A 24,051-nucleotide genomic window follows, 5' to 3' on the forward strand; every position below is an offset into this window, starting at 1 on the left:
TCATCTCCTCGCTGTCGGATCAAGCGCCTCCCGCAGGGATTCCCCCACGGTATTGAAGGCAAGCGCCGTCACCAGGATCGCGATCCCCGGCGCATACATCTGGGCCGGCGCGATCTGCGCATAGACATAGGCGCGCGCGATCATAGAGCCCCAGGACGAATCCGGCGGCTGCATCCCCAGCCCCAGGAAACTGAGAGAGGCTTCGGCAAGCAGGGCGACAGGCATCAGCAGCGTAATCTGCACCAGCACCGGCTGAATTGCATTCGGCAGGACGTGATTTTTCAGGATTAACCATGTCGAGGCGCCGAAACAGCGGGCGGCATCGACATAGAGTTCCTGCTTGAGCACCAGTGCGCGAGCGCGGGCGAGCCGGGCGAGTTGCGGGGCAAACACGATGCCGACGGACAGCATGGCATTGGTCAGCCCGATGCCCAGCACCCCCGTGACGGCAATCGCCAGAACGATGGCGGGAAAGGACAGGAAAGTGTCGAGTATGCGGCTGATCACCTCGTCCACCCACCCCCCCGTGTAACCCGCGATCAATCCCACCGGAATACCCAGCAACGCCGCAACCCCGACCGCCAGCAGCGACGCATAGATCGATGCGGTGGCGCCATGGATCAGGCGCGACAGGACATCGCGGCCCAGATCGTCAGTCCCAAGAAGATGTTGCGCCGATGGCGCCTCCAGCATCGCGTTGTAGTCCTGCAATGTCGGATCATGGGGAGCGATCGCATCGGCAAAGATCGCGCACAGCACGATCACCAGCAGCACGACCAGCCCGATCACGGCCACGGGATCGTCCCGCATCCAGTCCCTGGCCCGGGTCGTGAAAGCGGGACGGGTGCTGCGAATTTCTCCGGGTGTTGCGCTCGTCTCGGTCATCGCTGCGATATCCTTGGATCGAGAACGGAATAGAGCATGTCCGTCACCAGATTGACGGTCACCACGGTCAGCACCATGGCCAGCACGGCCCCCTGGACGACGGGAAAATCCCGCTGCAGCGTCGCGTTGACGATAGTGTTGCCCATGCCGGGAATGGCGAAGACCACCTCGACCACAACGGTTGCCGCGAGTGTGCGGTTCACGAGCAGGGAAATCACCGTCAGCAAGTTGACCGAGACATTGCGCAGCCCGTGCTTCCAGAGGATCGTGCCGAAGGGCAGCCCCTTGGCATGAAGGGTGCGAAAATGCTGGGAATGAAGGATCTCCACCAACGACGAGCGCAACTGCCGCGCGACCTCGGCGATGCCACTGGCCGCGAGTGCCACCGCAGGCAGGGTCGCGTGCCAGATCGCACCGGCAAGGTTCTCGGAAGGAGCGACGAAGCCGGTCGCGGGAAACCAGGCCCGGTTGAGCGCAAAGATCATGACGAAGATCATCGCGATCCAGAAATTCGGCAACGCCACCCCGGCAGATGACAGCATCATCACAAGCCGGTCGATCAACCCGCCCGAGCGGGCCGCGGCAAGCATCCCCAACGGCACGCCAATGAGGACAGAGATCAGGATCGCGTAGCAGACGATGAACAGGGTATTGGGAAAGACCCGCAGCAGGGTGGTCCCGACCTCCTCGCCAGAGAGGAAGGATTGGGAAAGGTCACCATGCAGCGCACGCCAGACCCAGTTTCCATACTGCACCAGCAGCGGATCGTTGAGGCCCCTCGACTCGCGGATTTCCTCGATCCGTTCGACTGTCGCGTTCTCGCCGGCGATAGTGATCGCGACATCTCCCGGCAGCAGCTTGAGCAGCATGAAAACGGAGAATGTCGCCAGCACCAGAACCGGGATGGTCTGAACCAGCCTGCGCCGAAGCATTCTGCGTTGCAATGGATTTAACATGCGGAAAGATCCGTCACGATTGGTTGCGAATGCGCCGGGCGGCCTTGCGATCACCCGGAGAGAAAGACCGGATCAGCCGAGCGTCACGTCGCGGAACTTGGGCTTGCCCAGCAGATTGGCATTGAAGTTCCGCACGCTGGAATCGATCGCATCGACCTCGTAGCGGACCGATAGCGGGATGCAGAGCTGCGCCTCCATCGCCAGTTTCTGTGCCGTGGCGAGCGCCGCCACCCGCTCTGCCTGATCGTCGGTTTCGCGGCTGGCCTGAAGCGCTTCCATATAGCCTTCGGGCGGCGCGACGCGGCCGGGATTGTAGTAGGAATCCTCCGAATACATCAGGGCATAGGTCAGGCTTGGATCCGGCCTGCCCGTCCATGCGGACAACAGCAGGTCGCCCAGCTTCTCTTCGCCGAAAAACCGGCCGGAAGCTTCGGCGATGGGCGCGTTCTGGAACCGGCCGGTCACACCGATCTTGGCCCATTGCGCAAGAATCACCTCCTGCCGCTGCACCGAAGCCTGGTCGGGATAGCCGCGCAGGTCCAAATCAAGCCCGTCGGCGAACCCGGCCTCTTCCAGAAGCGATCTGGCCTGCTCGGGATCGTAGACAGTCAGCTTGGCGACCTCTTCGGACCAGGCCCAATGCGCCTTGGGAAGGTTCATATAGGCGGGCTCGCCGATGCCCGCTTGCGTGGCATTGACATAGGCCTCCCTGTCGATGGCCATCGACAGGGCCTTGCGGACCCGCGGATCCTGCAACGGGCCACGGCTGGAATTGACATAAAGCTGGTAGATATACAGCGTCGGCCCCGATACCAGTTCCAGGTTCGGCATCCTGTCGATCAGCGGCTGCTGGTTCTCGCTGAGCTGATAGGCGATATTCACCTGCCCCGACTGCACCGCGCGCAATCCCGTCGCGGTCTCGGGGATCACCAATATCTCGATGCCGTCCACCCCGGGAATCCCGTTGCGCCAATGGTCAGCGAACCGGGTCCCGGTGATTTTCTCGCCATCGGTCCAGGTCCCGAATTGCCACGGGCCGGTGCCGACCGGACCCCGATCCATATTCGCCTCGGGATCGTTACCGAGCGCCTCGGGCGAGACCATCATTCCCGCCCGATCGGACAGGATCAGCGGCAGGGCCGTATCGGGGGCCGCAAGCCGGATCGTGACGGTCAGATCGTCGGTCGCCTCGACCTCAGAGATACTGGCGACGTCCTGCTTGATATTGGAAATGCCCGCCATCCGGTTCCGGTCCAGGTTGAACTTGACCGCGGCGGCGTTGAAAGGTGTTCCGTCGTGGAAACTCACGCCTTCCTGCAATGTCAGAACCAGCGTTGTCGGATCCTCGAATTTCCATGCAGTGGCGAGGCCCGGCTTGGGTGTCAATGTCCCGGCTTCCCAATCCACCAGCGTATCGTAGAAATTGTATAGGTAGACATGATCAGAACCAGCACCGCCGGTGGCCGGATCGAGGCTGGACGGATTGGCGTTTCCGCGAATTTTCAGCACCTTGCCGCCCTGCGACAGGGCGCTTCGCGGCAGGATCGCCAGGGCGGCGCCTCCCGCCATCCCGGTCAGGACCTGGCGCCGGCGCAGCGGCGGCAGGGCTTTGGGCAGTTCACCGAGTTTCCATGTCATGACGTCTCCTCCCATGTTGCCGTCATTTCTCTTGTTCCGGCCCGGCCGGGCGACGGCAGCCCTTCCGGGGTGGCGTGATGGCAGGCAACGCGATGTCCCGAACGCAATTCCCGCCATTCGGGATCGACCCGCCCGCAGATTTCAGTCGCCCAGGGACAGCGGGTATGGAACCTGCATCCCGATGGCGGATTGACCGGACTGGGAATATCGCCCTGCAGAACCAGCCGCCTGTCATCCCGCAGTGCCCGCGGCAGGGGCTGCGGCTCGGCCGACAGCAGCGCAACCGTATAGGGGTGCAGCGCCCGCTCTATCACATCACCGGTTGCGCCCAGTTCGACGAAGCGGCCCAGATATGTGACGGCGACCCGGTCGCTTATCTGCGCGACAACCGAGATATCATGCGCAATGAATGCATAAGCCAGGCCCAGATCGCGCTGCAGATCGCGAAACAGGTTCAGTATCTCGCCCCGGATCGAGACATCGAGTGCCGCGACCACCTCGTCGCAGACTACGAGCCGGGGCTCGAGCGGCAGAATCCGGGCGATGTTCACGCGCTGCTTCTGGCCACCGGACAGTTCGTGCGGATAGCGCTGCGCCATGTCGGGGCGAAGACCGACCCGCACCAAAGCGGCAAGCGCGGTCTCGCGCATCTCCTCGCGGGAACGGCCGCCGGCGATGCGCATGGGTTCGATCAAACTGTCAAGGATCGTCATGCGCGGGTTCAGCGCGGCATTGGAATCCTGGAAGATCATCTGGAATCCGCGCCGTGCCTTGCGCCATTCGCGCCCCGATATCGAGCTGCGGCTGCGTCCGGCGAATACGATATCGCCGTCGGATGGGTTCAGCAAACCGACAAGCACCCGCCCGATGGTCGATTTGCCGGAACCGCTTTCGCCGATGATGCCAAAGGTTTCGCCTGCTTCTATCCGGAAGCTTACGCCATCGACCGCATGCACGACCTCGGTGCCGTCGAGACTGGGGAAACGCAATTTCAGGTCACGGACCTCGATTACCGGATCGCTCATGCCGTTTCTCCCGCGCTTTCCCGGGCAACGGCGCCATCAAGCCGTAACTCTGCGCTGCGAATGCAGCGCACCCGCCGCGCGTCCGAAACATGGTGAAGGGCCTGGGGTGCCGTGCATTCCTTGCCCGCATAGGTGCATCTCGGCGCGAAACGGCACCCGCGTGGCATTGCGTTCGGCGCCGGAACCCGGCCCGGTATGAAGGCAAAATCCCCCCGTTCCCCGTTGAAATGCGGCAGCGAGCGCAACAACCCCGAGGTATAAGGATGCCGTGGCGCGCCAAGCGCATCATCAACCGGCGCGTCCTCGACGATTTCGCCGGCATACATGGTCAGCATCCGCTGGCAGGTCTCGGCCACCACGCCAAGGTCATGGGTGATGAACAGCAACGCGGTTCCCTTGTCCTCGGAAAGCCGGGTCAGCAGATCCATGATCTGTGCCTGGATCGTGACATCCAGCGCCGTCGTCGGTTCGTCCGCGATGATAAGGTCGGGCTTGTTGATCAGCGCCATCGCAATCATCACACGCTGCCGCATCCCGCCGGAAAGCTGGTGGGGATATTCCCCGTAACGCTTTTCCGGCGCGGGAATCCCGACCTCGCGCAAGCCCGCGACAACACGGTCGCGTTCCTCGCTGCGCGTCAGGGTCTCGTGCAGGCGAAGAGCCTCTCCGATCTGCTCACCGACCGTAAAGACCGGATCAAGCGCGCTCATCGGCTCCTGGAAGATCATCGCGATCTTCTTGCCACGCATTTTCCGGACGCTGGCCGCGCTGGCGCCGGTCATGTCCACACCGTCCAGCATGACCCGCCCGCCAAGCCGCGCGTTGAACGGCAAGAGCCGCATCAGCGCAAGACCGGTCACCGATTTGCCACAGCCGGATTCGCCGACCAGCCCCACCCGCTCTCCGCGGGCGATCGAGAAATTCAGGTCGCGCACGATCTCCAGCGCCGGATGGCCGCGGCGCCCGCCAAATCCTATGGACAGGTCCGTGACCTCGAGAACCGGGATATCTGTCATGGGCGATATCTCACGGCTGGCGCATCGCGAAGATTGCGGCGATAAGCGAGATGGACGAACTCGACCAGATGATCACGCGTCTCGGCCGGATCGATGATTTCCTCCACCCCGAAGGCTTCGGCGGTCCGGAACGGCGAACGCAACGCATCCAGCCGCCGCACGATCTCATCCATCGCGGCTTCGCGATCCTCTGCCGCGTCCAGTTCGGCACGATAAGCCGCCTCGATTCCGCCCTCGATGGGAATCGAGCCCCAGTCACCCGACGGCCAAGCGATCCTGTGACGATAGCCCTCGGGGTTCATATGCGCGGCGCCTGCGACCCCGAAACATTTACGGATGATCACAGTCATCACTGGAATGCTCGCCCGATAAATCGCCGCAAGGCTGCGCGCGCCGCGACGAATGGTTCCGGCTCTCTCGGCCTCCGGTCCGATCATGAAACCCGGAATATCGACGAAATGCACCACCGGGATGCGGAAGGTTTCGGCAAAATCCAGAAAGCGGGTGACCTTGTCGCAGGTGTCGGCCGACCAGCCGCCGCCATAGATATTGGGATCGGACGCCAGCAGGGCCACGGGCTTGCCATCTATCCGGGCCAGCGCGGTGATGGTCGAGCGCCCGAATCTGGGCGCAAGCTCCATGATGCTTCCCGGATCCAGCAAGCGGCCCAGCAGATCCCGCATCCTGTAGGTATGACGCCTGTCCTTGGGGACGATATCTCGCAGCCCCGGATCCGGCGGCACGGCGACGGGCCCCGTCTCGGGCAACGGTTCACCGACCGAGGAAGGCAGATAGGAAAGGAACCGGCGAGCCGCCTCGAAGGCGGCATCCTCGTCATCCACGAGCAGATCCGCCGCACCGGATTTCTCGTGCAGCTCGGGCCCGCCGAGGCTGTCCTTGTCGATTTCGATCCCTATGCGCCGCACCACGGGCGGCCCTGCGATGAACATATGCGAGGTGCCGCGCACCATTACCGTCAGATGTGCCGAAACCGCCCGCGCCGAAGCGATCCCGGCAACCGAGCCTAGGACGAGGGCCACGACGGGCACGGTTTCAAGATTGGTGATCACCGAATCCCATGCCGGATTTGCCGGAACATAGGTGCGGCCCATGGCTTCTATCGTGCGGACGGAACCGCCCGTCGCGTCGATAAGCCGGACAAGCGGAAGCCGCAGTTCATGCGCCATACGCTCTGCCTGCACGGTCTTTTCCCGGATCGAGGCATCCGCTGCTCCGCCCCGCACGGTGAAATCGTCGGCGGTGACTATCACATCGCGGTCATTGATCCGGGCACGCCCGAATATGAAGTTGGCGGGGGTGACTGACTCGAGATTGCCCTGAGCGTCATACCGCCCCGCGCCGCTGAGGCTCCCTATCTCCCTGAAGGAACCCGCGTCACAAAGCCGTTCGATCCGGGCACGGGCGCTCAGCCGGCCACGCGCAATCTGGCTTGCGAGCTTTTCCTCTCCGCCCATCGCCAAAGCATATCTGCGGCGCCGTTCAAGCGCCCGGATCGCGCCCCGAGAATTCATGCTTTCCTCCCGCGCTGCCTTTCGGCGGCACGGTGACGATTCCATTCGCCCTGTAAATTGTCAACAAAAAACAAATGACATTAAAAAGCACCGACATTGGCGTGCCCAAAGCGGTCAGGGAGTGCGAACAGCACCGAGATGCAATCTTGAATTGAGATTAATAAAGTAGTTTATTTATTTGATATTTAATAATTATTAGAAAAATAAAGTGATAATTCCGCTGCGCCGCGCTCAAGGCATTTGCACGGAATATCCGCCTGCATCGCGACATGCGATGCCGGAACAATCTGGCGAAGGAATGCTGGATTTATTCCCGAATCTCGCTGACCGTGGCCCGGATCATGGCCGAAGCGCCTGCCGCAATGGTCTTGACGATCACGTCCTCGGGCTGATCCCGGTTCAGCCAGTCGCGCATCGGGCCGAAAGCCGACAGAAAGACCATCAGATTCGCCACGATTTCCAACCGCTGATCCCCGGCTTCCAGCCCCAGCCTGTCGGCCAGTTGATCTGCCAGGTCCTTCATCACGGCAATCTCCCGCAGCCGCATTGCCTTGCGGTCTTCGGGCGGAAGATGCGGAATGGTGCGATACGCCAATAGCGTCCCCTGACGCTTGTATTTCCAGGTATCGACGAAATAGCGCTCGATCGCCTCTTCAAGCGACAGGGAGTCATCCAGCAGGATCTCGGGCAGTGTCGGCACATCCGCCCGGAACCAGAGCTGGTTCAGAAGCCGGCGCAGGATGTCGTTCTTGTTGGCGATATAATCGTAGATGCTGGCCTGGTTGACCTTGGAACGCGCGCAAATGTCGCGGATCGTCGTGGCCGCGAAGCCCTTTTCAAGGAAAAGCTCCAGCGCGGCGTCACAAATCTGCTGGCGTTTTTCCTGAATGAGGGTCTGGTTCTGAACGTTGGTGATGTCCGCTTCTTCCAGAAGCTCTTCGCGCACCGCGGACAAACGTTTATTCTCGCGACCCACTGATCAGTCACTCCCACAGATTTCCATGCTGCCCGGCAGCCTAACTGCCCCCCGGATAGGTGACAACTCTCTTTCCTGAAAGGGTCTCGCCACGGTCATATCGCCCCGGTTCCCCGCCGGCCGATCATATCTGCGGATTCTCTCAAGCGGCTGCCATATTCCGCGATCAGCTCCTTGGGCGATACCAGAAAGGACGGCCCTCCGACATTCAGCCCATAGATACGGTCGCCATCCAGCGCCTCGATCGGGACAGCGATCCCGTTGACCTCCTTTCGCCATTTCCCGAAGGATGTGGTAAAGCCGTATCTGGCATAATCTTCCTGCGCTTCTTGCAGGCTTTGCCGCACCAGCGCCTCTTTTTCAGGATGCTCCTCAATGGCCAGCTGCAGCATCGCCTCTCTCTCGTCCTCGGACATTCCGATCAGCACCGCGCGGCCGATCGCGGAATGAAACAGGGGCAGGCGCGCCCCGACATTCATCGTCAGGGACACGGCCTGATTGGAGCGACGCACGGCCATGTAGATGACTTGCAGCCGATGCCGCTCGGCGAGGGCAGCGGTGACATAAGGATTGGGGCCCGAGCAGAGCTTGCGCATCTCCTGCTTGGCCAGCGTTCCGATTTCCATTCCCGCCAATGCGCTGAAACCAAGCGCCAGCACACCGGCGCCTAGCCGATAGGCCCCGGTAGCGTCGGACTGAACAAGATAGCCAAGTTTGCACAAGGTATATGTCAGCCGGCTTACCGTCGGCTTGGGCAGTTTCGTCCGGCTGGCAATTTCCTGGTTGGTGAGGGTGGTCTCGTCAAGGCGGAAACACCGCAGAACGTCGAAACCCCGCGCAATCGCGGTGACGAAATTCCTGTCGCCCTCGGCCTCGATATCCTCGTTGACCTTGCTCATCACCCAATCCCTTCAAAAGCACCCGCCGGTTTCGCGACCGGGTGCCTTATCCGCTAATCACTTGCTGTCAGCCTGCCAACCGGTTCCGCGAGAAAAAATGCACTCTTGCGGCACCGGTACAAGCAGGTCAGATGCCCGGTTCAGTCGTAAAGCAGCCCGGGAATATACAGCACGATCGAGGGGAACAGGATCATCAGCAGCACCCCGAGCAATGTCACCAGAACATAGGGAACAACCGAAGCATAGATATCCCCCATCGTGACATCGGGCGGCGCCACCCCCTTGAGATAGAAAAGATTGAACCCGAAGGGCGGCGTCATGTAGCCCACTTCCATCATGATGATGAAGAGGATACCGAACCAGATCGGATCGAAACCGGCATCGCGAACGACCGGAAGAAAGACCGGCAAGGTGATCAGCATGATCCCGACCGGATCGAGCACCATCCCCAGGATGAAAAGAATGAACAGCATGAACAGCAGCGCACCCCATTTCCCTCCCGGAATAAAAGCCATCAGATTGGAGATCAGGCTTTGCGCTCCAAGCGCCGTGTAAGCGGCGGAAAAGGCATGTGCTGCAAAAAGGATCCACATGACCAATGCGGTCAGCCGCAGGGTCGAGATGGCGGTCTCATGGATCACCCCCCAGGAAAGCTGCCGGTTGATCATCGTGGCCACCAATGCCCCAAAGACGCCGATCGCGGCGGCCTCGGTCGGGGTGGCGTAGCCGCCGAAGATGGCTCCCAGCACGATGGTCACGATCAGGATCGGAAGAATGACCGAACGCAGCGAACGGAGTTTCGGTCCCCAGCCCGCCCGCTCTTCTTTCGGCAGTGCCGGCCCCAGATGCGGCTGCAGCCAGCAGCGCAGGCCGATATAAAGCGACACCAGCACGAACAGCGTCAGCCCGGGCCCGATACCGGCCGCGAAAAGACGTCCGACCGAGACCTCGGTCAGCAAGGAATACAGGACCATCAGGATGGATGGCGGGATCAGGATACCCCAGCCACCCCCGGCATTGATCGCGCCCAGCGCCAGTTTCTTGTCATAGCCGCGCTCCAGCATCTTGGGCAGCGCGATGGTGCCCATCGTCACCACGGCGGCGCCGGATATGCCCGACATGGCCGCGAAGATCACGCAGATCAGCACCGTGCCGATGGCCAGCCCGCCGCGCAGGCCACCCCACCATTGATGCATCATGTCGTAAAGGTCATTCGCGACGCCGGATTTTTCCAGCAGGATGGCCATATAGACGAAAAGCGGGATCGCCATCAGCGTGGGCGACTGCATCGTTTCCCACATTTTCGAGGCCAGGAGGTAGAAGCCGATCGACCCCATCTCGAAATAGAGGAACACGACAGAGACGCCGCCAAGGACGAAGGCCAGCGGCGTGCCCAGCAGGACGAACAGCAGAAGCGAGCCAAAGAACAGCAGGGTAAGCAGTTCGACACTCATAGATGTTCCTCCTGCGGATCGGTATGCGGGGCGGCGGCGGATTTACCGAAGACATCCTCGGGCACAGGCAGGTCCATGAGGACCCGGATATCGGCCCAAAGCCGAATAAAGCCCTGTAGAAGCAACAGGGTAGCGGCCACGGGGATCAGTGACTTGGTCGGCCAGAGCGGAGGATTCCAGATGGAATTGGATCGCTCCATAGCCGTTATGGCATCGGATGCGAGAACCCATCCCTGCCACAGCAACACTCCGACAAAGAGCATGAACAGCGGCCAAGTGAGAATATCCAGCAAGGCCTTCCGTTTGCTGCCGAACCGGCCATAGAAGATGTCGACGTTCACATGCGCCCGTTCGGCCAGCAGATACCCGCCGCCGATGATCGCATAGCCCCCGAATATCAGCGTGGCCAGTTCGGCGGTCCAGATTGTGGGGCGGCCGACGACATAGCGCATGACAACGTCGGCCAGCAGCAGAACAAAAAGGGCAATGACAGCGAGCGAAGCCCAACGCCCTATGAACCGGTTGATGCGCGTGACGGCGCGTGCCAGTTGAAACATGGTCCGAAACCCCTGTTCTAGCGTTCTGATACGCGGCCGGACCGGAATGGTCCTCATCCGATCCGCCTTGGTGAGTGGAACCGGCTGCCTCGCGGTGGACTGTCCTCACCGCGAAACGGTCAGGAATCAGCTATAGCCCAGATCCTTCATGAGGTTGCGGTAGATATCCGCCGCCTTGGCCGCCTGTTCGCCCTTTTGCGCCTCGGCTTCCAGGATCTTCTTGGACGCCTCGGCCAGAAGCCCGAGAACGTCGTCAGGCAATGTCACGACCTCCACACCCTGATTGGCAACCCCATCCGCCAGCGCCAGGGCTTCCTGATGCTGATATTCCGCCGTGCGCAGGAAGAACCGCGCCTGAACCGTATCCAGGAAAGCAGTGCGCAATTCGTCGCTCAGTTCCTCCAGCGCCTTGAGATTGACGATATAGGAGTCGGTCGTCTGCGCCAGCACCGGCTTGTAGTGAAACTTGCAGACCTCCCATAGCGACATCGATTGCGCGCCGATCGCCGCCCCCCAATGCGCCCCGTCAACGACACCCGAACTCAATGCCTGATACAGTTCCGAGCCGGGAATGTATTGCGGCGCCGCACCGGCCGCAGCGAGGTAATCCAGCATCGCGCCCGAGGACCGGATCTTGAGGCCGCTGAAATCGGCCGCGGATTCGATCTTCTTGGAGGCGGTCATCTCGACCGGCAAAACCTTTTCCGACAGCAGCATGACACCCTTGGGCGCCAGATCCTCGTTCAGCAAATTCTCCAGGCCCAGATTCTTCAGGGCATGCTCGAACTCCCAGGCCTCGCGGAAGGTGCCGGGTAAGCCGTAGACGAAATTCGCGACGGTGGACTGGTCCTCGAAATACGAGGCGGCAAGCGTGCCCATCGGAACCACGCCCTTGCTGACGATATTGAAGATATCCGGCCCCTTGGCAAACTCCCCGGCGCCGAGCAGCTCCATCTTGAAGGCCCCGCCGGTCCGCTCTTCCAGGGTGCTGGCCATCTTGCCAAGGCTGTCGTTGAAGGATGCAGAGGCTTTCGGCCAATGCGACTGGATACGCCAGGTCACCTCTCCGGCGGCGAGCGCCTTTCCGACGAGCGCCGGGGACGCAACCGCCGCGACCGCGCCGCCGCGAAGCAGGGCACGCCGGTTCATTCCCCTACCCGCCACAACGTCATTCCGATTGGATCGATTCATGCTTTCCTCCCTGTTTGCGACCGGTTCCCGGTCCTTCCGGGCTTTGGCCATGTCGATATCTTCATACCCTGCCAGCATTGGCCGGTTACGACCCTGACAAACGTCTGGCACATTCTCAACTGATTTCTTTCGCGGGGGGCGTGTATTGCGCTGGCGCGTCCCCCGGTCGCTTCTTCGCATCGTTCCAGACCATCAGGACAAGCAAGGCGGACACGATCCCGCCGATCAATGTCGTCCACAATCCGGGAAAGCTGAATGCAAAACCCGCCGCCGCCAGAGGCAGGCGGAGCCATGATCGCACCGAACCGACCCCGAGCAGATAACCCTCGAGCCCGCCCGACAACAGTATGATCCCGAGGACGATGGATGGCAGGACATAGATAAGCGGCGTCAGATCGCCCTGCAGGACCAGCGCGGGCTGGAACAGGAAGAACAGCGGCACGAAATAGATCACCACACCAAGCCGCATCGCCGTGAACGAGGTTCGCATCGGCCGCGCCCCGGCAATCGTCGCCGCAAGAAAGGCCGCGGCACCCACGGGCGGTGTGATCACCGACAGCATTGCGTAATAGACGATGAAGAAATGCACCGCGACGGTGTTCAGCCCACCGACATCGATGATCGCGGGGGCGAGCGTCACCGCCAGAAAGATATAGGCCACGATCGCAAGCCCGGCCATCCCCATGATGAAACAGGCCAGCACCCCGAACAGGATGATCAGGTAGATATTTCCTCCGCCGAGCGCCACCAGCCCGGAAGTCACCGAACCCGTGACGCCGGTAATGGTCAGGGCGCTGACGACGAAGGCGATGGGCAGGATGATGGCGGCAGTCTGGGTGACGAGCAGGCCGATCTGTCTCGCGGTCTCGAACAGGCGCCGCGGCGTCATGCGGGTATCGGCTCTCAGGAAGCTGAGCAGGATCATCAGCGCGCTGGCATACCAGGGCGCGTAATATTCCCACCGCATGTACAGCAGCCCCCAGACCAGAAAGACCAGCACCAGAAGGAACGGCCATCCGCGCAGCAGAACCTCGCCTGCTTTCGGAATCTCCGCCGTTTCCATCCCGGTCAGGCCCTTGCGGGCGGCATAGGCGTCCACCTGAAGCATGAGCCCGAAATAGAACAGCAGCGACGGCAGGATGGCCGCTATCATGACGGTGGCGTAATCCACCCCGATGGTGATCGCCATGACAAAGGCGATCGCCCCCATCACCGGTGGCATGACAACTCCCCCGGTCGAGGCACAGGCCTCGATGGCAGCGGCGTAATGGGCAGGATAGCCTACCTTCTTCATAGTCGGGATAGTGATCGATCCCGTGCCCGCGATATTCGAGAAAATCGAGCCGGAGAGCGATCCGAAGAATGCCGAGGCGATGATCGAGACCTTCGCGGGACCGCCACGGTAACGTCCGAACCCGGCATTCGCGAGATCGATAAAGAATTCGCCCGCGCCGGTGGCGATCAGCACCCCCGCGAACACCAGAAAACCCAGCACGATCTCGGCCACGATCTTGGTGGTGATGCCCAGCATGCCCTCGGCCCGAAAGACATGTGCCTCGATCATCTGCTCGAAGCCATAGGGAATGCCCATCAGCAGGCCCGGAAACCTGTCGGCAACCAACGGATAAAGCCCGAGCAACAGAACGACCAGCAGGAACGGAATCCCTCCCGAACGCCGCGCCACCTCCAGCATCAGCAGCCAGATGGCGACCCCCATGGGCAGGTTGGTCCAGCCCGCCTGCACCATGTCCCAGGCATGGGCCGAAAACCACAGGCTGATCGCCAGTGCCAGCGCGGCAGCGATCATGTCGAAAACCGGTATGCGTTTCTGGCCCCTCATGGCAGGCAGCGCGATGAACGCCATCGCGGTGAACAGGCCGATGAAGATCCAGTAATATTGCCCCTCCAGCAGCCGCTGCCCCATGATCGGCACACCGAAGGTATAGGCCAGCCCCATGGCCAGGCCGGCCACAGATAGCCCGACGAACAGGATGCTTGGCAACGAGAAATACCCGCCGAGGCGACTGAGATCGGAATCGGCGTCGGAGGCTTTGGCCGGAGCGTGGCCTGTCTGCGAATATGTCGGCGAGGTTTCGATTTCTGAATGCGGCATGATTTCAGCCCGGTCATGGCATGGAAGCTGTATCGCCGGCCCTTGCGAACCGGCGGGCGGGAACTAGGATCAGAGCCTGGAGCGGAAACCTTCGAGCGCCTCGGTATGCTTGCTCAGGATGGCAAGGAATTCGGGGTTCTCGAAATGGATATCCACCCCCTGTTCACCCGCCTCCTTCATCGCCGCCTGACGTGCGGCGATCCAGGCATCCATCTTTTCGATGGCGGCGTTGTTCCACGCGTCATCTTCCTCGGTCCACGCACCGATCTCGCGCAGGTATTTCACCGTCCCTTCATGCACGGGCAACGGCGACCGGTCGAGATAGCGGCGGAACTCCTCAAGCGACATTCGCGCAGCCAATGGATGCGTGCCCTTGTATCCGTCATAGGCAGTGTGCATCCATTTCGCGAGATTGTAGGCGAGTTCCGTTTCGGCATCCGCAGGCACGGCATAGACGAAATTCGAGGTCGCCCCACCCACACCGCGCGCCGTCTCTACACCCATCGAGATCTCGGTCGGAACCAGCATCGGGCGCGAGTCGAGATATCTCGACCAGCCCTCGCTATTCTGCGGATCAAGGGAGAGCCAGCGAATGCCGCCGGGGGCACCTTCCATTTCGGACAGGACCGAACTGATCGAAGCGCAATAGGCAACATCCGCCTTGCCCTCGACGACCGACCGGCAATTCTCGGCATAGCTGGAGGCGGGCACATAGGAGATAAGGGATTTGGCCTCTTCGGCGTCCAGCCCCAGATAGGCCGGCAACCCGATCTCGACCGCCGCAACCATCGGCGGAGAGAAGATACCGGCGGCCACGCTGTATCCCCCTTTCTTCAGATCTTCGAGCGACTGCAGATCCGAATTACCCGCGACGACAAAGCCCCAGGGCGTGTCGTTATGATGCCAGACGACCCGCTGCGGGACCGGCTGCTGGCTGGCATATCCACCGATACCCTGTGCCTGATACCGCATTTCGGCAGCCGAGACAGATGACATGGTCAGATCACGGCGATCTGTCAGGCGGCTGTAGCGCATGGTTTCGCTATCCTCGGGCACAACCCGGACGGCCATGCCGGTATCCTTCTGCAGGATCGGGACCCAGCCATTGGTCGAGGCAAAGCTGCCGCTGGACGTACCGGGCGTGCCGATAACGAGCAGGCGGGGCCAATCGAACTTCTCCTGCGCGAGTGCCGCGCCCGAGAGACCGAGCATCACGGCAATCGGGCCGAGTATGCCTGCAAATCTGTATCCGGACCGTTTCATCATTTCTCCTCCCTCACATTACTTGCACATTGTCCGGCCCCCATCTCCCCGTGGGTGCCCCCGGCTTCCTGATCCGGCGGATATTTCCTGACGAGTGTCAGGATACCGGGTTGCCCTTGCGCAAGTCAATCATTTCCCGCCGCTGGAAGCCGCCATTTCCGAACCGTCAGCTATAGGTCTGCATCGGCAGCCTCTCCCGCGATGCCAGATGCGGAACAGCGTTGAACTCATGCAGATAGAAAGCCTCTCCGGAAAAGATGAACCGGGTCATCGAACTGTTCCTGATCTGCAGGTTAAGCGTCATCATCATCTCATCCGGCGCGGCAAGAGCCGCCGCGGTCATACGGCCGATAACCCCACCCGAACTGACGACGAGCACCCTCCTGGCTTCCGTGGAGATGGCAAAGCGGCGCGCGGCCTCGACACGGTCGGCAAAGTCCCGCCAGGTTTCCCTGACCCCGCCGAATGCATCCTTCTGCCATGCGAGAACCGTCTCTCGCAGGTTGCGGAAATGGGCCTTGCGATCGGCCTTCACCTCCGAGGGGATCGCCTTGCCGAACCGGGCGCGAAACAGATCGTCGAAATCGTATTCGTTCAGCCCGTCATGTTCCTCTGGCCCGGACGACGCCCCAAAGCCCATGGATGCCAGCGTTTCCTTGTGCCGCGTCAGGGTTCCGGTAATCAGGCGGTCCGGTATCCAGCCGATCTCGCGCAACATCTCGCCCGCCGCCCGTGACTGACGATGCCCAAGATCGGACAGCCGGTCGTAATTCTCGGCGCCGAATGACGCCTGCCCGTGCCGGATCACCAGAAGCTCAGCCATATCGCCTCATGCTTTCCGCACTCACCTCACGCCGGGGCCGCGCCTTCATCACAGCACCTCGAACAGTCCGGCCGCGCCCATGCCACCGCCGACGCACATGGTGCAGACCACGTATTTCGCGCCGCGCCGCTTGCCCTCGATCAAGGCGTGGCCGACCATCCGGGCACCCGACATCCCGTAAGGGTGCCCGATAGAGATCGCGCCGCCATTCACGTTCAGCAGCTCATCCGGGATCCCCAGAACACGCGCCGAATGAAGAACCTGACAGGCAAAGGCCTCGTTCAATTCCCAAAGGCCGATATCGTCCATCTTCAGACCATGTGCCGCGAGCAGCCTTGGCACGGCATGGATCGGGCCGATGCCCATCTCGTCGGGGGCCAGTCCCGCCGCCATCACGCCGACATAGCGGCCGAGCGGCTGGAGCCCCGTCTTCTCGGCCAGCCTGGCCTCCATCAGAACCGAGGCCGAGGCACCATCCGACAATTGCGACGCATTGCCCGCCGTGATGTGCCGGCCTTCCCTGACCTTCTGTCCGTCCTTGAAGACCGGCGACAGGCCCTGCAGATCCTTCAGCGTGGTGGCGGGGCGGTTGCCTTCGTCCTTCGCCAGTTCCACCTCGACATCCGAGACTTCTTTCGTCTCCTTGTCGACCACCTTCTTGATCGTCTTCATCGGCACGATCTCGTCGTCGAACAGCCCCGCCTCCTGCGCCGCCGCCGTCCGCTGCTGGGACCGCAGCGCATAGGCGTCCTGATCCTCGCGGGTCACGCCATAGCGGTCCGCCACGATCTCGGCGGTTTCCAGCATGGTCATGTAGAGCGCGGGAACATGTTCGACGACCCAGGGATCGGTGCGGCGATCCTGGCGCATATTCTGGTTCTGCACGAGGCTGATACTTTCGACACCGCCGCCGATGACCACCTCCATGCCGTCATGCACGATCTGCTTGGCCGCAGTCGCGATTGCCATCATGCCCGAGGCGCATTGCCGGTCGATCGACATTCCGGCGATGGTGTCGGGCAATCCCGCCCGAATCACCGCCTGACGGCCGATATTTCCGCCGGTACTCCCCTGCTGAATGGCGCAGCCGATCACGCAATCCTGTATTTCCGCGGGATCGACCCCGGAGCGTTTCACCGCATGTTGGACCGCATGGGCGATCAATGCCTGAGCCTGGGTGTCGTTGAACGCGCCACGAAAGGCCTTGCCGATCGGGGTGCGGGCGGTGGAGACAATGACTGCGTCACGCATTAGGCTGTTTCCTCTCTCGTTTCGTTTCGCGTTCCGGAAATCCGCGTTCAGATGCCCCGAAGGGCCGCGACCTGCTCGGCGTGATAGCCGTAATCGCCAAGCCATTCCGCGCCGACACGGGCGCGCTTCATGTAGAACCCCATGTCGTATTCATCGGTCATGCCGATCCCGCCATGCATCTGCACGCCCTCCATCACGGCCAGTTGCGCCGTGGACGTCGCGCGCGCCTTGGCCAGCGATACCGCAAGCGCCGCTTCGCCCGGGTTTCCGTCCAGAACCCGACCAGCATTGAGGACCGCCGAAGCCGTCACCTCGATCTCGCACCACAGATGCGCGGCGCGATGCTGCAACGCCTGGAAGCTGCCGATGGGGCGGCCGAATTGCTTGCGCTCTTTCAGATAGCCTACCGTCATGTCGAACGCCCCGGCCGCGAGTCCCGACATCTCGGCGGCCAACGCCGCCTGCCCGGCCTCCAGCGCCGGTTTCAAAACCGCCATCGCATCGCCGACCTGCCCCAGAACGTCATCACCCGTCGCCTCGACATTCCCAAAGGTGATCCGCGCCGCGTCACGCCCGTCGATCAGGTTCAGCGCGGTCCGGTCCATCCCTGCCCGATCCGCCGGGAGATCGAACAGCGTCAGGCCTTCCGCCGCACGCGCGAGCACAAGGATACGGTCGGCGAATCCACCATCGATCACGAAGCGCTTGGTTCCCGACAGGCGAAACCCGTTACCGCTTCGCCCGGCAGTCATCGCCGTGGCTTCGGGGGCGAATTTATGCGTCTCGTCGATGGCCAGCGCATAGGTCGTCCTGCCTGCGGCGATCGCCGCCATCGCGTCCATTGCCCTTGCATCCGCGACCTGCCGCAAGGCCGTCGCGGCAATGACCGCGCTGGACAGGAACGGGCTGTTCACCAGCGTCCGGCCCATCTCATGCGCGAGCATACCGGCCGCCGCATGTCCCATATCAGAGCCGCCCGCATCCTCGGGGATCAGCACCCCGGCCCAGCCCATCCCGCATATCCGTTGCCAGAGATCGGGATCGTGTGTCCTGCCAGCGTCACGCAGATGCCGAAGCGCGCTTACCGGAGCCGCGTCATCCAGAAATCCGCGGGCGCTGTCGGCCAGCATCGTCTCGTCTTGGCTTTTCACCAGTTTTTCCATGTCACGCCCCCGGCAGCCCCAGAATCCTGCGCGCCACGATCGTCAGCATCACCTCGCTGGTGCCGCCCTCGATAGAGTTGGCCTTGGTCCGCAGCCAATCCGCGGCGCGGCTGCCCGCGGGTCCGTCCCATTCCAGCGCATCGCTGCCACAGGCGGACATGATCAGTTCATGGCGCCGCTTGTTCAGCTCTGTTCCCACGTATTTCAGCATCGCCGACGCATCCCCGACGCCATTGCCAGCCTCGGCCATGTCCTTGTAACGCTCTATGGTCAGCCCGGTGGCCAGCGCATCCAGTTCGCAGCGGATCGCGGCGGCCCGCAATGTCGGATCCTGCAATGACGGCTCGCCCGCCATCTGCGCCATGACCGCCCCGAGCGCACGGCCACCGGACAGCCCGGTGCCGCCACTGCTGATCATCTCGCGTTCATGCGTGAGCAAATATTTCGCCACGTCCCAACCGCGATTTTCCTCGCCCACGATACGGTCCTTGGGGACCTGCACGTTATCGAAAAACGTCTCGCAAAAGGGTGACGCCCCCGAGATCAGCCGGATCGGGCGCGTGGTGACGCCGGGATCCTCCATATCGATCAGCAGGAACGAGATCCCCTTGTGCTTCGGGGCATCACGATCCGTTCTGACCAGCGCAAAGATCCAATCAGCCTTGTCGGCATAGGAGGTCCAGATCTTCTGCCCGTTCACAAGCCAATGATCGCCCTTATCCTCGCCCCTCGTCTGCACGCTGGCGAGGTCCGATCCCGCGCCCGGCTCGGAATATCCCTGGCACCAGCGTATCTCTCCGCGCGCGATCTGCGGCAGGTAATGGCCTTTCTGCTCGGGGGTGCCAAAATGCAGCAGCGCCGGCCCCAGCATCGAGATTCCAAAGCTTTTCAGCGGTGGACGGGCATTGATCCGCTCCATCTCCTCAAGGAAGATTTTCTCCTCGGCCCGGCTCAACCCGGCGCCACCATATTCAGAGGGCCAGCGAGGCACCGTCAGCCCCCGCGCCGCCGCACGTTCCAGCCACAACCGCTGCGCATCGCTGGAAAATACCCAGTTCTTGCCACCCCAGCAGATGGCATCATCGGTGATTCTGCCGTCGCGCATTTCTTGCGGACAGTTCTGTTCCAGCCAGCTCCGTATTTCGGCACGGAACTCTGTCAGGCTGCCTTCCGCATGCATATCAGCCTCCCCTCTGATCCGCTTACATTCCGCTATGCAAAATTGCATTTCGAAAAATGATTGACAAGATACTTTCGTCGCTGGCCTATTAAGGGCCGCGATCACGAGGAGGAGCAGGACATGAAATCAATGCTGAGCCATGAGCCGGGCGGTCCCGAAACCCTGGCTCTGACCGAGCTTGACGACCCGAGGCCAAAGGCGGGCGAGGTGCTTGTCAGGGTGCGCGCGGCCGGGCTGAACTTCCCCGATACGCTGATCATCCGGGATCTGTATCAGGTCAAACCGCCCCGCCCTTTCGCTCCCGGTGGCGAGGTCGCGGGCGAAATCGTGGCGGTCGGTGAAGGGGTCAGCGGATTCGCGCCGGGCGACCGGGTGCTGGCGCTGACAGGATATGGCGGCTTTTCCACGCATGCCATTGCCGAGGTTGGCCGGGTCCATAAAATCCCCAACCAGATGCCCTTCGACGAGGCGGCGGGTTTCGTGTTCACCTATGCCACCTCGCACCACGCGCTGAAGGATCGCGCGGGGATCAAACCCGGCGAAACATTGCTGATCCTCGGTGCGGCGGGAGGTGTCGGCGCGGCTGCGATCGAACTGGGAAAAGCGGCGGGAGCGCGGGTGATCGCGGCGGTCTCGTCCGAGGGAAAAGCTGCGTTCTGCCGGGAACTTGGCGCCGACGAAACCATCATCTACCCGCGAGAGATGGACCGGGCCGCACAGAAGGATTTCTCCGACAGAATAAAGTCACTGTCGGGCGGCGACGGCGTCGATATCGTCTATGATGCGGTTGGCGGGGACTATGCCGAACCGGCGTTGAGAGCGCTGGCCTGGAAGGGAAGGTTTCTCGTGGTGGGTTTCCCTGCTGGCATCCCGAAGATCCCGCTCAATCTCACCCTGCTCAAGGGCTGCCAGATCGTGGGTGTTTTCTGGGGCGCCGCCGTTCGCCGCGATCCCGGGGGTCATGCCGAGAATATCGCCGATCTGTTCGCGCTTTACGCCGAAGGGCGGATCAAGCCGCGCATCTTCGCAAGATACCCGCTGGAAAAGGCTGCGGAAGCGCTGGCCCTCCTGCAGGATCGGAAGGTTCAGGGGAAAGTCGTGCTGACCGTGGACTGATTATTCCAGATGCGCAGTGTCGTTGAACCGCCCGACGATCATCGTCTCGCCCCGGATGACAAGCTGGGTCATCGAGCCGTTCGCGGCGCCGTTGAAGGCAAATGGCCGCGCGCCGGTGGCAATCGACATGGCCGCCCCGATCACACCGCCATGCACGAAAACCGCCACCCGGGCATCGGGATGCGCCCCGGCGATCCGCAGCAGTGCCGCACCCACACGCCGATGCAGCGCGGCGGTTGTCTCGGCGCCGGGAATTTCGCCCCATTCATGCCGCTCCCTGGCGCGTTCGAAGGCAGGATGCCGCTCGGCCGCGCGGAACCGGTAAAGACCGCCGTCCCAATCGCCCAGATGAACTTCGCGCAGATCGGGCTCGACCTTGGGATCGATCCCGAGGGCAGCCGCGAGCGGAGCCGCCGTCTGCCGGGTCCGCCGCAAGGTCGTGACATAGATATCCGCGATATCGTCGGCCTGCAGCCGCGCGCAAACTGCCCGTGCCTGCGCCTCCCCTTCGGGATGCAAGGCCGGGTCACCATGTCCATCCTTCAACGGAAAGCTCTCGCCCCTGATCGCGGGCATGGATTCGCCGTGACGGATCAACAGAAGATCCGCTGCCCCGGGCGGCGGGGTAAATCTGCTTTGGCGCACTTCGTTGCTCATGATGATCCTTTCCCGATCCAGCCGGACATAACCACAAGGAACACCGTATGACAAACCGACAGATCGTCGTCGCCGAACTGCCCACGGATGCCTTGACGCTCGCCCATTACAAGCTGACAACAGCGCCGCTGAAGGAACCGGATGACGGCGAGGTGCAATTGCGGGTCATCCTGATGTCCATCGACGCGGCCAACCGGTCCTGGCTGAAGGGGGCCACCTATCGTGCCGCCGTCCATGCCGGAGACCCGATGCCGACCCATGCCATTTGCGAGGTTACCCGGTCGGCCAGCCCCGACCTTGCACCGGGCGATATCGTTGCCGCACCCGCGACCTGGTCGGATCATGTGACGGTGCCGGCGGGCACGGTTCGGAAAATGCCCGACATCCGGCCATTGTCCCACCTGCTGTCGGTTTACGGCGTGGCGGGAAAGACCGCCTATCACGGCCTGATTTCCGTCGGCCGGGCCGTTGCCGGGGAAACGGTGCTGGTATCGGCAGCCGCCGGTTCGGTTGGCGGATTCGTCGGCCAGATCGCCAAGGCCCTTGGCTGCCATGTCATCGGCATCGCCGGAGGAGCGGACAAATGCAGCTGGGTCATCTCGGAACTGGGTTTCGACACCTGCCTCGATTACCGGGATCGTGACTTCAACAACGCGTTGCGCGCGGCCTGTGCCGAGGGCGTCGATGTCTATTTCGACAATGTCGGCGGCAAGGTGCTGGAAGCCGCCCTGTTCAACATGAACCTGAAAGGTCGGATCGTCTGTTGCGGCGCCGTCAGTCAGTATGACACCGCGACACCTTCGGGGCCCCGCAACCTGCCGGGGCTGGTGGTTACGAAACGGCTGCGTATGGAAGGCTTCATCGTCAGCGATTTCGCACAAGATGACGCCAAGGCCCTGAAAGCCCTTCGCCATTGGGTCGAGACAGGACAGATCAAGGTGGTCGAGGACATTTTCGACGGCCTTGAACGGGCCCCTGAAGCTTTGATCGACCTGCTGGCCGGCGGCAACACTGGCAAGCGCATCGTCCGCGTGTCCCCCGATCCCGCAACTTGAGGAAAATCACCATGTCATCCTTGCAGAATGCTTTGGAGTATTATCAGGCCCTTGTCGGCAGCGAAGTCGGGACATCAAGCTGGGTTACGATAGACCAGCCGATGGTGGACAGGTTCGCCCAATGCACCGGCGACGCCCAATGGATACATACCGATCCCGGACGCGCCACGGCCGAGACTCCCTTCGGTGGCACCATCGCGCATGGGTTCCTGACCTTGTCACTCGCCAGCAGCTTCGCCAGCGAATGTTTCCAGCCCAGGCCCGGGCAGGTCATGGGTATCAATTACGGACTGAACAAGGTCCGCTTCATCACACCGGTCAGGGTTGGAGCACGGGTGCGCGGAAAATTCGCGCTACAGGGCATCTCCGTCCGCAGCGATACCGAATTGCTGCGCGAGACCTTGCTGACGGTCGAGATCGAAGGGGCGGAAAAACCGGCGCTGGTGGCCGAGTGGCTGGGGATCTCGGTCTTCAGGGACTGAGATCTGAGATCCCCGGGCCGGTCCTCAGGCCCCCCTGAATACCGGCTTGCGCTTTTCGACGAAGGCGGCGGCGGCTTCCTTGTGGTCGGCGGTCATCATCGACAGGACATGGTTCTGCGCCTCCTGATCGAAGCAAGCGCTCAGATCGGCGCCGGACTGGGCCAAGGCGATATTCTGCTTGATACGACCGAATGTAAGCGTCGGACCCCGGGCCAGTTCCATGGCAAGCGCCGCCGCTTCTTCAAGCGCCCGTCCCGGCGCAACCGTCCGGGTCATCAGGCCGATCGCCGCCGCCTCCTTGCCGGACAGCAGGGGCGAGGTCAGATACAGTTCCCGCGCCTTGGCGGCCCCGAGCATCTGGGTAATGAAATAGGTGCCGCCGAAATCACCGGACAGCCCGACCTTGGCGAATGCCGTGGTGATCTTTGCGTCCTCGGCACAGATCCGCAGGTCGCAGGCCAGCGCCATGGAAAGCCCGGCACCGGCCGCCGATCCCTCGATGGCGGCAATCGTCGGTTTGGGCATGTCATGCAGATATTGCGAAATGCTCATGCGCTCGCGCAGGCGATGCTTGCGCTCTCCCGGCGAGAGATCGGCGCCCTGCCCCTCGTTCATGGCCTTGACATCGCCTCCGACGCAAAAATGCCCATCCGCACCGGTCAGCAAAACCGCCCGGATATCCGGATCCAGCGCTGCGCGGGCAGTCGCGTCCCGCAGGGCCTCCGTCATCTCGGGATTGAGTGCGTTACGCCGCTCGGGGCGGTTCATCGTTAGGATCAGCAGGCCGTCTTTCAATTCCTGCAGCAGCATCTCTGACAT

Annotated in this window: 22 protein-coding genes; 3 read left to right on the forward strand and 19 right to left on the reverse strand. The window is 62.1% G+C overall.

The features are described 5' to 3' along the window. The 17 genes from C9E81_RS02210 to C9E81_RS02290 all read right to left on the reverse strand — a co-directional run bounded on the left by C9E81_RS02210 (window position 1) and on the right by C9E81_RS02290 (window position 19,922). Window positions 1–885 (reverse strand): ABC transporter permease, encoded by an 885-nt coding sequence (locus C9E81_RS02210; RefSeq protein ID WP_208021072.1) that lies wholly within the window; start codon window positions 883–885, stop codon window positions 1–3. Then, a complete protein-coding gene (locus tag C9E81_RS02215) occupies window positions 882–1,817 on the reverse strand; it encodes an ABC transporter permease (RefSeq protein WP_208021073.1) in 936 nt (311 codons plus the stop codon). The genes C9E81_RS02210 and C9E81_RS02215 overlap by 4 nt, the downstream gene beginning before the upstream one ends. A 96-nt stretch (window positions 1,818–1,913) precedes the next feature. Further along, window positions 1,914–3,479, reverse strand: a complete 1,566-nt coding sequence (locus tag C9E81_RS02220; RefSeq protein WP_122110673.1) for an ABC transporter substrate-binding protein — start codon at window positions 3,477–3,479, stop codon at window positions 1,914–1,916. Then, window positions 3,476–4,504, reverse strand: a complete 1,029-nt coding sequence (locus C9E81_RS02225; protein ID WP_122110674.1) for an ABC transporter ATP-binding protein — start codon at window positions 4,502–4,504, stop codon at window positions 3,476–3,478. Before C9E81_RS02225 ends, C9E81_RS02220 begins: the two co-directional genes overlap by 4 nt. Then, entirely contained in the window at window positions 4,501–5,520 is a 1,020-nt protein-coding gene (locus C9E81_RS02230) for an ABC transporter ATP-binding protein (protein WP_122110675.1), read from the reverse strand. Before C9E81_RS02230 ends, C9E81_RS02225 begins: the two co-directional genes overlap by 4 nt. Next, the gene (locus tag C9E81_RS02235; RefSeq protein ID WP_122110676.1) at window positions 5,517–7,052 is read right to left on the reverse strand and encodes an acyl-CoA carboxylase subunit beta; all 1,536 of its coding nucleotides are present in this window, start codon (window positions 7,050–7,052) and stop codon (window positions 5,517–5,519) included. Before C9E81_RS02235 ends, C9E81_RS02230 begins: the two co-directional genes overlap by 4 nt. A 307-nt stretch (window positions 7,053–7,359) precedes the next feature. Continuing rightward, a complete protein-coding gene (locus tag C9E81_RS02240; RefSeq protein ID WP_122110677.1) occupies window positions 7,360–8,028 on the reverse strand; it encodes a TetR/AcrR family transcriptional regulator in 669 nt (222 codons plus the stop codon). Window positions 8,029–8,123: 95 nt separating this feature from the next. Then, on the reverse strand, window positions 8,124–8,927 hold the full coding sequence (locus tag C9E81_RS02245; protein WP_122110678.1) for an IclR family transcriptional regulator: 804 nt from the start codon (window positions 8,925–8,927) through the stop codon (window positions 8,124–8,126). Between the two features lie 140 nt (window positions 8,928–9,067). Next, window positions 9,068–10,381, reverse strand: a complete 1,314-nt coding sequence (locus tag C9E81_RS02250; RefSeq protein WP_122110679.1) for a TRAP transporter large permease — start codon at window positions 10,379–10,381, stop codon at window positions 9,068–9,070. Next, entirely contained in the window at window positions 10,378–10,938 is a 561-nt protein-coding gene (locus tag C9E81_RS02255) for a TRAP transporter small permease subunit (RefSeq protein WP_122110680.1), read from the reverse strand. The genes C9E81_RS02250 and C9E81_RS02255 overlap by 4 nt, the downstream gene beginning before the upstream one ends. Window positions 10,939–11,064: 126 nt before the next feature. Beyond that, window positions 11,065–12,129, reverse strand: a complete 1,065-nt coding sequence (dctP, locus tag C9E81_RS02260) for a TRAP transporter substrate-binding protein DctP (RefSeq protein WP_243698460.1) — start codon at window positions 12,127–12,129, stop codon at window positions 11,065–11,067. 115 nt (window positions 12,130–12,244) lie between these two features. Further along, entirely contained in the window at window positions 12,245–14,242 is a 1,998-nt protein-coding gene (locus C9E81_RS02265) for a TRAP transporter permease (RefSeq protein WP_122110681.1), read from the reverse strand. 69 nt (window positions 14,243–14,311) lie between these two features. Continuing rightward, window positions 14,312–15,505, reverse strand: coding sequence for a TAXI family TRAP transporter solute-binding subunit (locus C9E81_RS02270; RefSeq protein WP_243698461.1), 1,194 nt, complete (start codon window positions 15,503–15,505; stop codon window positions 14,312–14,314). Window positions 15,506–15,671: 166 nt separating this feature from the next. Then, window positions 15,672–16,328 (reverse strand): histidine phosphatase family protein, encoded by a 657-nt coding sequence (locus tag C9E81_RS02275; RefSeq protein WP_122110683.1) that lies wholly within the window; start codon window positions 16,326–16,328, stop codon window positions 15,672–15,674. A gap of 48 nt (window positions 16,329–16,376) precedes the next feature. Then, complete coding sequence (locus tag C9E81_RS02280; RefSeq protein ID WP_122110684.1) at window positions 16,377–17,579, reverse strand: acetyl-CoA C-acyltransferase; 1,203 nt, start codon at window positions 17,577–17,579, stop codon at window positions 16,377–16,379. A 47-nt stretch (window positions 17,580–17,626) separates the two neighbouring features. Then, a complete protein-coding gene (locus tag C9E81_RS02285; protein WP_122111127.1) occupies window positions 17,627–18,709 on the reverse strand; it encodes an acyl-CoA dehydrogenase family protein in 1,083 nt (360 codons plus the stop codon). Between the two features lie 34 nt (window positions 18,710–18,743). Continuing rightward, on the reverse strand, window positions 18,744–19,922 hold the full coding sequence (locus C9E81_RS02290; RefSeq protein ID WP_122110685.1) for an acyl-CoA dehydrogenase family protein: 1,179 nt from the start codon (window positions 19,920–19,922) through the stop codon (window positions 18,744–18,746). A gap of 120 nt (window positions 19,923–20,042) precedes the next feature. Between C9E81_RS02290 and C9E81_RS02295 the strand changes: the two genes are divergently transcribed. Continuing rightward, window positions 20,043–21,038, forward strand: coding sequence for an NADPH:quinone oxidoreductase family protein (locus C9E81_RS02295; protein ID WP_122110686.1), 996 nt, complete (start codon window positions 20,043–20,045; stop codon window positions 21,036–21,038). Here C9E81_RS02295 and C9E81_RS02300 read toward each other — a convergent pair whose 3' ends face one another. Continuing rightward, the gene (locus C9E81_RS02300; RefSeq protein ID WP_122110687.1) at window positions 21,039–21,695 is read right to left on the reverse strand and encodes a histidine phosphatase family protein; all 657 of its coding nucleotides are present in this window, start codon (window positions 21,693–21,695) and stop codon (window positions 21,039–21,041) included. 47 nt (window positions 21,696–21,742) lie between these two features. On the opposite strand from C9E81_RS02300, the gene C9E81_RS02305 reads away from it, so the two are divergent. After that, the gene (locus C9E81_RS02305) at window positions 21,743–22,750 is read left to right on the forward strand and encodes an NADP-dependent oxidoreductase (protein WP_122110688.1); all 1,008 of its coding nucleotides are present in this window, start codon (window positions 21,743–21,745) and stop codon (window positions 22,748–22,750) included. An 11-nt stretch (window positions 22,751–22,761) separates the two neighbouring features. Then, on the forward strand, window positions 22,762–23,232 hold the full coding sequence (locus tag C9E81_RS02310) for a MaoC family dehydratase (protein ID WP_122110689.1): 471 nt from the start codon (window positions 22,762–22,764) through the stop codon (window positions 23,230–23,232). A 24-nt stretch (window positions 23,233–23,256) separates the two neighbouring features. On the opposite strand, the gene C9E81_RS02315 is transcribed toward C9E81_RS02310, so the two are convergent. Further along, window positions 23,257–24,051 (reverse strand): enoyl-CoA hydratase, encoded by a 795-nt coding sequence (locus C9E81_RS02315; protein ID WP_122110690.1) that lies wholly within the window; start codon window positions 24,049–24,051, stop codon window positions 23,257–23,259.

The sequence above is a fragment of the Paracoccus alkanivorans genome (genome assembly GCF_003697785.1).
Classification (GTDB): Bacteria; Pseudomonadota; Alphaproteobacteria; order Rhodobacterales; family Rhodobacteraceae; genus Paracoccus; species Paracoccus alkanivorans.

Coding starts and splice junctions, on each gene's coding strand:
- C9E81_RS02220 (WP_122110673.1), bottom strand. CDS start 3,479: ATGACATGGAAACTCGGTGAACTGCCCAAAGCCCTGCCGCCGCTGCGC.
- C9E81_RS02225 (WP_122110674.1), bottom strand. CDS start 4,504: ATGAGCGATCCGGTAATCGAGGTCCGTGACCTGAAATTGCGTTTCCCC.
- C9E81_RS02310 (WP_122110689.1), top strand. CDS start 22,762: ATGTCATCCTTGCAGAATGCTTTGGAGTATTATCAGGCCCTTGTCGGC.
- C9E81_RS02295 (WP_122110686.1), top strand. CDS start 20,043: ATGAAATCAATGCTGAGCCATGAGCCGGGCGGTCCCGAAACCCTGGCT.
- C9E81_RS02280 (WP_122110684.1), bottom strand. CDS start 17,579: ATGCGTGACGCAGTCATTGTCTCCACCGCCCGCACCCCGATCGGCAAG.
- C9E81_RS02285 (WP_122111127.1), bottom strand. CDS start 18,709: ATGCTGGCCGACAGCGCCCGCGGATTTCTGGATGACGCGGCTCCGGTA.
- C9E81_RS02230 (WP_122110675.1), bottom strand. CDS start 5,520: ATGACAGATATCCCGGTTCTCGAGGTCACGGACCTGTCCATAGGATTT.
- C9E81_RS02235 (WP_122110676.1), bottom strand. CDS start 7,052: ATGAATTCTCGGGGCGCGATCCGGGCGCTTGAACGGCGCCGCAGATAT.
- C9E81_RS02255 (WP_122110680.1), bottom strand. CDS start 10,938: ATGTTTCAACTGGCACGCGCCGTCACGCGCATCAACCGGTTCATAGGG.
- C9E81_RS02315 (WP_122110690.1), bottom strand. CDS start 24,051: ATGTCAGAGATGCTGCTGCAGGAATTGAAAGACGGCCTGCTGATCCTA.
- C9E81_RS02270 (WP_243698461.1), bottom strand. CDS start 15,505: ATGAAACGGTCCGGATACAGATTTGCAGGCATACTCGGCCCGATTGCC.
- C9E81_RS02210 (WP_208021072.1), bottom strand. CDS start 885: ATGACCGAGACGAGCGCAACACCCGGAGAAATTCGCAGCACCCGTCCC.
- C9E81_RS02245 (WP_122110678.1), bottom strand. CDS start 8,927: ATGAGCAAGGTCAACGAGGATATCGAGGCCGAGGGCGACAGGAATTTC.
- C9E81_RS02250 (WP_122110679.1), bottom strand. CDS start 10,381: ATGAGTGTCGAACTGCTTACCCTGCTGTTCTTTGGCTCGCTTCTGCTG.
- C9E81_RS02275 (WP_122110683.1), bottom strand. CDS start 16,328: ATGGCTGAGCTTCTGGTGATCCGGCACGGGCAGGCGTCATTCGGCGCC.
- C9E81_RS02290 (WP_122110685.1), bottom strand. CDS start 19,922: ATGCATGCGGAAGGCAGCCTGACAGAGTTCCGTGCCGAAATACGGAGC.
- C9E81_RS02305 (WP_122110688.1), top strand. CDS start 21,743: ATGACAAACCGACAGATCGTCGTCGCCGAACTGCCCACGGATGCCTTG.
- dctP (WP_243698460.1), bottom strand. CDS start 12,129: ATGAATCGATCCAATCGGAATGACGTTGTGGCGGGTAGGGGAATGAAC.
- C9E81_RS02300 (WP_122110687.1), bottom strand. CDS start 21,695: ATGAGCAACGAAGTGCGCCAAAGCAGATTTACCCCGCCGCCCGGGGCA.
- C9E81_RS02215 (WP_208021073.1), bottom strand. CDS start 1,817: ATGCTTCGGCGCAGGCTGGTTCAGACCATCCCGGTTCTGGTGCTGGCG.
- C9E81_RS02265 (WP_122110681.1), bottom strand. CDS start 14,242: ATGCCGCATTCAGAAATCGAAACCTCGCCGACATATTCGCAGACAGGC.